This window comes from uncultured Shewanella sp., assembly GCF_947497935.1.
In the GTDB taxonomy this organism is placed as follows: Bacteria; Pseudomonadota; Gammaproteobacteria; order Enterobacterales; family Shewanellaceae; genus Shewanella.
The window spans coordinates 1-9,794 of the sequence record NZ_CANMIO010000037.1; the positions used below are offsets into that span (position 1 = coordinate 1).

Consider the following 9,794-nt stretch of genomic DNA (forward strand, 5'->3'; position numbering starts at 1 on the left):
AACGTTCTGTAAACCGTAAGGCCGCAGGCCGTTCTGCTTATCCGTCTTTGCTTTAACCTAGAACCTGCTTTTCCTAGCACCTAGGACCTTCTCTGGCGTTCTGTGAGTGAGCCAGCGAACGTTCTGTAAACCGTAAGGCCGCAGGCCGTTCTGCTTATCCGTCTTTGCTTTAACCTAGAACCTGCTTTTCCTAGAACCTAGGACCTTCTTAGCCTTTAACTTGCTTTTCATTCTGATTCGCAATATGCGAGCCCAATGCCAACTAAACACGCAGTCATAATTAGCCCTAAGTTTAATCATCATAAATAATCTTAATAACCAGGATGTTAGTAACAAAACATAGCTGAAATACAGGTTGGCATGATCCCTGTATTTAAAACTAGTGACTAATGACCAATAACTGGTGATTTCATCGCTCGAACAGATGTAAATCAAAGCGACCTCTTAAACAGGTACTCCTATGCAAAGCTATGTGTCATACCGCAACGCTCTATCAACAGCCTTAAATGGTGCGCTAGCCAAAGGTCTATTTTGGCTAGGCTCGGCTCAAGTGCTTGGACGCGTGGTTCGGCTAGGCTCTAGCATTATTATTGCACGCATACTGACACCCGAAGTCTTTGGCCAGGTTGCCATCATACTCACCTGCTTTGAGATCATCTGCACACCAACGCGTCGCATCTCTAGTGCGGCGCTGATTAAAATGGATGACAGCCAAATTAAACAATCTCTTTCTGCAGCTAATCGAGTTAATTGGTTGGCCGCAATTATCGCCTTCGTTGCCATGAGCTTACTCAGCTGGCCGCTTGCAATCTACTACGATGACTTGCAGCTAATTCTTCCTATGATACTTATGGCAACAAGCTATTTACTACTTCCATCTGGCATGCTCTACGCCGCAGTCAATCTGCGCTTAAACCGAATGCGAGTCGTAGGCAGAGCTGTGCTCTGGCAAACAGTTTTTGATGCAGTGTTAACTGCCAGCTTCGCTTTACTCGGGCTTGGGATTTGGGCGATTATTTTGCCCAAAATCATTGTGGTATTTATATGGATTGGGGTTCATCGATATCACAATCCCTTGCCGGAGACCTCATCGTGCACCAGTTCCTCATCCCTTACGCAGGAAGACCAATGGCAGCTACTGCCTGCAAAGTCCAAATCAATACTTAAGTTTGGCCTACAGGTAGGGCTGGGTGACTTGGCAATTGCGCTAAGACAAAATGTTGATTACATCTTGGTGGGCTATTTTCTTGGGATAGAAGCGCTAGGAGTATACTTCTTTGCCTTCAACGCCAGTTTAGGGATCAGCTTAGGCTTAGTACAAAGTTATGGCACCGCGCTTTACTCCTTTCTTTGTCAAAAAGATAAAGACGCAGCCTCCTCAAAACTGACATTAGAACAGAAATACCTTAAGTCACTCAAGTTCATCATGTTACTGACAATACCTATCATTAGCCTACAGGCCGTACTCGCACCACTTTATGTCCCTTGGGTTTACGGCCAGAAATGGCTGGATGCTGGCGCACTGCCAGTATTCATCCTGCTTTGCCTAAGTGGCTTAGTAAGGCCTCTTGGAGAGGCTGCTAGTCAATATCTTATTAGTGCAGGTAGAAGCCAGCTTAACCTGTTATATAACAGTTCATTCACCTTCATTTTGGCGATCACAATTGCAGTCTCTAGTATCTGGGGACTACAGGCCGTCGCGCTAGGGATCTTATTGTCACACCTTTTTGTGATGCCCAGTTTCACCCTCTATCTAAAACTGACTCAATCGATTACCGCCACCCCCCATTGTCGCTCGGAGGCACATTATGACTGCTAACTTACCCCACAAGAAGGTCACAAGCGTAAAGGTTTCGGTAGTGATGCCTATCTATAATGTCGAAGCCTTTGTTAAAGATGCGATAAACTCAGTGCTCAACCAAAGCTTTAAACACTTCGAGCTACTGCTGATCCACGATTGCTCACCGGATAACAGCTTGGCGATTTGCAAACAGTTTCACGATCCTAGAATTAGAATTATTGAGCATGAGCAGAACCAAGGTCTAGCGGCAGCACGTAATACAGGCATTCGCCATGCCATTGGCCAGTATGTGGCATTTATCGACTCTGATGATATGTGGCACAAAGAAAAGCTACTGCAACATATCACTCACCTCGACCAAGCTCCCGAAGTAGGCATTAGTTTTTGCCGATCTTTGTTTATGAATTTTCAGGGGCAAAAAATTAATATCTACCAAATGCCTCAGCTCACGAATATCGAGGCAAGCGACCTACTTTGTCGTAATCCAGTAGGCAATGGTTCCGCCCCCGTCATTCGCCGAGAAACCCTATCTGATATTCGGTTTCAGGCATTAAACAAGCGCCAGCCCCATAGTTGTTACTTCGACGAAAACTTTCGCCAGTCGGAAGATATCGAGTGTTGGTTAAGAATAGTCACAACTACTCACTGGAAAATAGAAGGGATCCCTGCGCCGCTCACCCTCTATCGATTAAATGCCCAAGGGCTATCTGCAGATTTAAAAAAACAGTATGCCTCATGGGAGAATATGATTAACAAGGCAAAAGGTTATGCACCTGATTTACTGGCAAAACATGAAGCGAAAGCCAGAGCTTATCAGCTTAGGTATATTGCTAGGCAAGCCATTCGAAATAAAGATGGCAAAGAAGCCGTTAAGTACCTGCATCTAGCCGTAAAAACTGCCCCAAGCATTATTAAAGCTGAAACCGGACGTACCTTAGCCACCATGGCTGCAGCCTACCTGTTAAAACTGCTACCACTCAGCCTCTATAAGGTTTTTGAGGAACTGGCACAGTTTGTCCTCGGCCGTATTCAAACCGCTAAGATAAGCAAAGATGGAGTAAACCCCGCACTATTAAAATAACCGTCTCACATTCCTCCCCCAAGCCATTTGCAGCCTGCCTTGCAAGATGCAAATGGCCTAGCTCACCACGCTAGATAAAATCAGCCACTTACAAGAAAAAACAGCAAGCCACTGAATAATAAGATAATTAATATTGGCCTAGTATATGCTTAGTTAACAATAGCGATTAGGCGTTTGTACATTACGACTCCACAATTAATAAGGACTCTATAATGAAAAATACCCACTTAAATAAAGAGTCGAATACACAGGCCATTCATTACGTTTACTCACGGTTCAGCATTCGCTGTTTCGACTTTCTCACCGCCTTGTTATTACTATTACTAACATCCCCATTATTCATATATGCATACCTTAAGAGCGCTTTAACTCAACCCTGTGCATTTGAAACCGTTTATATCCACGGTCTCGATAAACAGTACGCAGATTTACAGTATTCAGGTTTACCCTACATAGCCTTGAAACAGTTTTCCTATTCGGGTTGGTTTAAACATCTGCCGGTATTGCTCAATCTATTAAAGGGAGAGCTTTCAATTTTGGGTACGGTGCCAACCTTTACACTACCTGAAGATAGCGAAACAGCCACCAGCAGCCAAGCTCATACAAGAGCTAACTCAAGGGCTAGTTCAACGGCTAGAAAAACCTATCGTATTAAACCAGGCTTGACCTCTATTGAGCAGATGAATGCTGCAACGGGATTGTGTTTTGAGGCCGCACCTAGCTCACTCGCTAAATCACACCAAAGTCTAGGCCACTATCTGCTCGCTCTGCTAAGGCTAGCGATTGTTTATACCCTTACCCGTATCGCCTTTAAAAAACCAAGCAGAAATACAGCTAAGATCTCAATATTTGGCATCACGCTCGATAACTGGACCATGACACAACTGTTAGATGATGTATTACAGCAGTGTCAGCATCAAGAAGAGCCTATGCAGCAGTATGCCTTTATCAATGCCGATTGCCTTAATATCAGTACTCAAAATGAGTCTTACCGCCAGTGCCTCAAGCAGACTAAGCACACTTTTGCCGATGGCATAGGAATACGCTTAGCCTGTCTCAGTAAAGAAAAAGCGCTACAGGATAACCTCAATGGCACCGATGTGTTCCCTCGGCTGTGTCAGCTCGCCGAAAGCAATAACCTTTCTATCTTTATGCTCGGCGGCGCCGCGGGTGTCGCCCAATCCGCTGCGGCCAACATGCAAAAGCAGTATCCAAAGCTCAAAATTGCAGGCTATCATCATGGATTTTTTAATAGCGAATCATTTAGCGAATCATTTAGCGAAGAGAATCGACATGTCATCGACACCATCAACCAGTCTAATGCCGATATTTTACTGGTCGCCATGGGAGCGCCTAAACAAGAGTTGTGGCTAGAGGCCAATAAACAACATCTGACTTGCGCTATCGGAATTGGAGTGGGAGGTCTCTTCGATTTTTACGCTAAGCGTATTAAGCGCGCACCGCTCTGGCTACGACAGATGGGCTTTGAGTGGTGCTATCGCTTACTGCAAGAGCCGAAAAGGATGTGGAAACGCTATATTATCGGCAATCCAAGCTTTCTCTATCGAGTTTGGCGTGAAAACCGTCAACTAAAGAAGCAGCGTGACTCACCAGCATCGGCAGTAAAGAACAATAGCAGCCTAACAAAGCTGCAGCTTCAAACCGAGTTAAATAAAGCCACGGTTAAAAACAGAACCGTTCCTCAATTCGATGCAAGGCAGGCGAATCTTCGCCGCGCAACATTTAATCTAAATAGGCATATCACTCGTAGCTGCAAACGCTTGCTCGACATCATGATCTCGGCTTGCCTGTTAATCCTATTATCACCACTGCTCTTATGCGTCGCAGCGCTTATCCGCTGTGAATCTAAAGGCATGGTGCTATTTAGTCAGCCTAGAGCTGGCCTTAATAACCGACCGTTTACCATGTGGAAATTTCGCTCCATGTTCCAAGATGCAGAGCAGCGGCTGGCGGCATTAAACCACAGCAATGAGATGGATGGTGGCGTCATCTTTAAGATGAAGAATGATCCTAGGATCACCTTCGTCGGCCGTTTAATCCGTAAGACCTCAATCGATGAACTGCCTCAGTTATGGAATGTATTAAAAGGTGACATGTCGCTAGTTGGCCCGCGTCCAGCGCTAGTCAGTGAGGTTAAACAGTACAAGTTACATCATAGAAACCGTTTAATGATAAAACCTGGGATCACCTGCATTTGGCAAGTATCAGGGCGTTCAACGATTCCTTTTGAACAGCAAGTAGAACTCGATATCGATTATATCTACCAACAGTCCTTTACTGCCGATCTTTTACTGCTACTCAAAACGATCCCCGCCGTTATTTTTGCCCGTGGTGCGTATTAAGGAGCGAGATATGCAAGCGATTATATTTGCAAACCGTGACGGAAAAGAATTGGCGCCACTCGACAGCTATTACTGCCCTGCTTTATTACCTGTTAGCAATAAAAGCATTATCGAGTACACATTAGAAGATCTCGCCGAGGCAGGAATAGAACGAGTCAAGCTGGTTGTCTCGACACAAGTTAGCGAAATAAAAACATTAGTCGGTAACGGCGAGCTTTGGGGCTTAGAAGTCGAGTATTTTCTGAGTAAACAGCAGGAAGATATTTCAAAGATCATTCCTAGGCTCGCACTCGATAGAACGGAATCGATATTACTTGCCCGAGGAGACATGTTGAGGAGTCCTTGCATCAAGCATTTTGTGCAGTTTAGTCAGCAGATGAGCCAAAGCTTTGTCATTGCAAAGTTAGATGATCAAAATGCAGGCTTGATGATGCTACCAGCCGCAATCTCCTACACAGAGGAGCTTAACTGGCCTCTGTGTAATGATACAAAGCACACTGGTGACAAACACGACACCGTTACCCAAGTGCTGCATGGCGATTGCTATATGCTTAATACACTTGATGAATATATGCGAGCCAATCAAGCGATGGCACTGAAAAAAGTCGTAGGGGCCGAGCCCAAAGGACGTTACTGCAGCAGCGCCGATGAAGCAAATGGCTTCTATATCGGAGCCCAAACAAAAACGGGTCAACTGCGGATGCAAAATGCTTGGGGGGTTATAGGTGACAACACCTGGATAGATGAAAGCGTTAATATGCAGCAAAGTGTCATTGTGGGTAAAAACTGCTTAGTCGATGCTAAATCCAGCCTCAAAAACTGCATTATTCTGGATGACTCTTACGTTGGCCAAGGCCTTAATGTTTGCAATGCCATTATCTGTAATAACATGCTGCTCACACCGAGTACTGGCGGTGCAATCAAGCTGAACGATGACAGCATCATAGCTAAGAATCATAACCAAGCACCTAATCGAAAGGTCAAACTGCTCGAGAGACTGTACGCCTTATCGCTGTTTATCTTAGGCATTTTAATCTCGCCAGGCCTATTACTTGCGAGCCTTGCAAGCTCTAATAAAAGCACATTTATAAAAGATATCATTAAGCTGGATAATAACAATTGTGCCTGTTGGCGCTGGAACCACAACTCACTCTTTTTCAGCAGACTTCCGCAGCTCTACCTTGTGGTGTTAGGTAGGCTTCACTTCTTTGGCCGTACTCCTTTTTTAAAGCAAGATCAGCGTTCTAACAATAACGAACTTGGATTATATGGGCCGCTGCAGCTGCGTCGCGACGTCGTTCCTGAGGAGGAAAGGCAATTAATCGAAACTGAGTTCATGTTAACGAAGCAAAAGAGTCAACGTTGGCAACTCATCAAGCAATCTTTTAGTTATTCAGCACCCGAGCCGCAAACAACAACCGAGCTAACAAAGCACGAGTAAAGAACCAACAAAGAGCCAGTAAAAAACTAGGAATGACCATGCCTAAACCAGATTAAACCGATTCGATAGCGGAGAGTTACTATGAAAACAATCATCACCTATGGCACTTTCGATCTTTTCCATTATGGCCATGTGCGTTTATTTAAGCGTTTAAAGGCATTGGGCGATAAACTCATTGTGGCCGTTTCTACCGATGAATTTAACGCTTTAAAAGGCAAAGCCGCATTTTTTAGTTACTTTCAGCGCGCAGAGATTGTTGAAGCCTGCCAATATGTCGATATGGTCGTGCCTGAAACCCACTGGAATCAGAAAGCAAAAGATATCTGTAAGTATGATGTGAGCATCTTTGGCATGGGGGATGACTGGAAAGGCGAATTTGATGAGCTCTCAGTGCTATGTGAAGTGGTGTATTTAGATAGAACCGGTGAAATCTCAACCACCGAGATAAAGAATAACTTAGCCGAGCCTAAGCAAGTTGGAAATAAGAGCGGCAACACTGCTAGTAATTCAACATCGGCAAAGAAGATAAACAAATGATGAGGCTTTCTATGATTGACTGGGCCAAAGCCATTATCAGGAAGCTTATCTATATGCTTTCGGCTCTTTCGCCCCGTAGCTCAAGTAAGGCGCTTTTTGGTAGTTATAAGGAAGGCTTTTGCGATAACAGTAAGTACTTGTATTTGCACTGGCAGCAGACAAAGTTTATTCGCTGTATTTGGATTAGTGGCAACCCGGAGGTTATCAAGCAGCTACAGAGGCAAAATTTAGAAGTGTACTACCGCTGGTCAGCCATAGGGATCTTTCATGCCCTAACCGCTAAGTATTATTTCTATAACAGTTATATTGGCGACATTAACCAGTGGCTTGCCAATGGCGCCACCAAGGTAAACCTATGGCATGGACTGCCAATGAAGAAAATTGAGTTCGATATCAACACCGGTCCCATGGCACACGTGTTTAACCCAAAAGGTAAACTAGCATTATGTGAGCAATGGCTAGTTGCCCACCAGCAACGCATCACTCCAGACTTAATGCTAAGCCCAAGTGCACTTGTCAATTCTCTGTTTAACAGCGCATTTAGACTTAACGACTCAAGTAATCGCTTAGCTAAAGGCACTAATGTTCATGCCGCTGATGGCTCGGTAACTAGTGGAACTAAGTTGCTACGAGCAACGAATCCAAGAACAGATTACTACACGCAGTACACAAGCAAGCGCCAACCACTCGAAAAGATTTTTAGCTCAAACAAGCAAGAAAAAATGGCTCCAAACGGTAATAACGCCCCCACGCAAGCGACTCAGCCAAGCATTATTTTATATGTGCCATCATGGCGCGATAGCCATAAACAGGGAAATCCATACAGTAAGGCATTTGACTGGCAGCAGTTATCAAATCACTTAGTGAATCATAATCAATTATTTTTACTCAGACTGCACCCGAATGAAGCGAATTTAGCTCAAGAGCTTACAAGCTACCCCAATATCATTAATATTTCGCAACGAGAAGATGTATATGGTTTTTTGCAACAAGTTGATCTACTCATCACTGACTATTCATCATTATTTATCGATGCTCTACCACTAAACACGCCTATTTGCTTTTATCGCTTCGACGAGCAACATTACCAACAAGATTGCCGCGATATGTACAGCTACGCCGCAGAGCTGCCAGAACTGGCACCTAAATGCACAAACTTTGATGAGTTATTAGAGCAATTAGCACCAGAGGCAATCACCAAGCAGCAGAAAAGCTACCAAGAGGATTACCAAAACGTAAGCGAGCTTTTTTGGGGGAAGGACACGCCAAATGCGTTTGAAGCGTTAGAGGAGTGGATTGGTAAAAGAAGAGCCTAGATTCTAGGACCTAGGACGCTTCGCTCCGAGAACGGCCTTCGGCCTGCTAGGAAATCAAAAGCAAAAAACAGCAGCGTATTTGCTCTTCCTGCTTTTAACCGTCTTTGCTTTTATAGCATCTAGAAGTCGCAACGCGACGTTCTCGCAGTGACGAAGTCACCTCCTAGCAGCGATAGCGCCCTTCTTCGCCTTTCACCGTCAACCGTAGGCCACAGGCCGTTCTACTTTTCCGTCTAAACTTGTACCGTCTTTGCTTTTATAGCACCTAGAAGTCGCAACGCGACGCTCTCGCAGTGACGTAGTCACGCCCTAGAAGCATAGCGCCCTTCTAAGCTTTTTTATCCTTCTCCGACAAAATCGGCTCTACGCCCTTTTCTAACGGCCATTGAATATTTAGCCTAGCGTCATTCCACGCAATGCACCTTTCATGCTCTGGTGCATAGTAATCGGTGCATTTATAGATAATGTCAGCATGGTCACTTAAGGTTAAAAAGCCGTGGGCAAAGCCTGGAGGGATATACATTTGCAGTCTATTTTCAGCAGACAACACTTGCCCAAACCAATGGCCATAGGTTTTTGAGTCTTTGCGAATATCGACAGCAACATCGAAAATACTACCAGCAGTCACGCGGATCAATTTACCTTGAGGTTGCAGCGTTTGATAATGTAAACCGCGTAGGACATTTTTAGCCGAACGGCTCATATTCTCTTGCACAAAATTCGGGCAAACCATGCCCGCTTCGCCAAATAGCGCCTCAAACTCTGATTGGCGAAAAGTTTCCATAAAGAAGCCCCGAGCATCACCAAAGACTTTCGGTTCAAACAGCAACACATCTGGAGTTGAAGTAGGAATTAGTTTCATCATGCTCTTTAAAATAACGTAGATTCTAGGGTTAAAAGAAGGTCCTAGGACCTAGGACGCTTCGCTCCGAGAACGGCCTTCGGCCTGCTAGGAAATCAAAAGCAAAAAACAGCAGCGTATTTGCTCTTCCGGCTTTTAACCGTCTTTGCTTTTATAGCATCTAGAAGTCGCAACGCGACGTTCTCGCAGTGACGAAGTCACGTCCTAGCAACGATAGCGCCCTTCTTCGCCTTTCACCGTCAACCGTAGGCCACAGGCCGTTCTGCATTTCCGTCTCAGCTTGTACCGTCTTCGCATTTTCCTAAAAGTGCAGCGTCCTAGAAGTGGCGAAGTCACGCCCTAGAAGCGCAGCGCCCTAGAAGTGGCGAAGTCACGCCCTAGAAGCGCAGCGCC

7 protein-coding genes are annotated in these 9,794 nt (G+C 45.0%); 6 read left to right on the forward strand and 1 reads right to left on the reverse strand.

Annotated features, from left to right (window positions below; translation table 11 throughout):
• Positions 1–460 precede the first annotated feature (460 nt).
• From Q1A86_RS20845 to Q1A86_RS20870, 6 genes are all read left to right on the forward strand, one after another.
• Positions 461–1,819, forward strand: coding sequence for an oligosaccharide flippase family protein (locus tag Q1A86_RS20845; protein ID WP_299811319.1), 1,359 nt, complete (start codon positions 461–463; stop codon positions 1,817–1,819).
• Positions 1,809–2,882 (forward strand): glycosyltransferase, encoded by a 1,074-nt coding sequence (locus Q1A86_RS20850; protein WP_299811322.1) that lies wholly within the window; start codon positions 1,809–1,811, stop codon positions 2,880–2,882. The genes Q1A86_RS20845 and Q1A86_RS20850 overlap by 11 nt, the downstream gene beginning before the upstream one ends.
• 212 nt (positions 2,883–3,094) lie before the next feature.
• Positions 3,095–5,245: a WecB/TagA/CpsF family glycosyltransferase gene (locus tag Q1A86_RS20855; RefSeq protein ID WP_299811326.1), complete on the forward strand. Its 2,151-nt coding sequence runs from the start codon at positions 3,095–3,097 to the stop codon at positions 5,243–5,245.
• Between the two features lie 10 nt (positions 5,246–5,255).
• The gene (locus tag Q1A86_RS20860; protein ID WP_299811329.1) at positions 5,256–6,686 is read left to right on the forward strand and encodes an NDP-sugar synthase; all 1,431 of its coding nucleotides are present in this window, start codon (positions 5,256–5,258) and stop codon (positions 6,684–6,686) included.
• 81 nt (positions 6,687–6,767) lie between these two features.
• Positions 6,768–7,223 (forward strand): glycerol-3-phosphate cytidylyltransferase, encoded by a 456-nt coding sequence (tagD, locus tag Q1A86_RS20865; RefSeq protein WP_299811332.1) that lies wholly within the window; start codon positions 6,768–6,770, stop codon positions 7,221–7,223.
• Between the two features lie 11 nt (positions 7,224–7,234).
• The gene (locus Q1A86_RS20870) at positions 7,235–8,539 is read left to right on the forward strand and encodes a CDP-glycerol glycerophosphotransferase family protein (RefSeq protein ID WP_299811335.1); all 1,305 of its coding nucleotides are present in this window, start codon (positions 7,235–7,237) and stop codon (positions 8,537–8,539) included.
• Positions 8,540–8,867: 328 nt separating this feature from the next.
• On the opposite strand, the gene rfbC is transcribed toward Q1A86_RS20870, so the two are convergent.
• The gene (rfbC, locus tag Q1A86_RS20875) at positions 8,868–9,401 is read right to left on the reverse strand and encodes a dTDP-4-dehydrorhamnose 3,5-epimerase (protein ID WP_299811338.1); all 534 of its coding nucleotides are present in this window, start codon (positions 9,399–9,401) and stop codon (positions 8,868–8,870) included.
• Positions 9,402–9,794 lie beyond the last annotated feature (393 nt).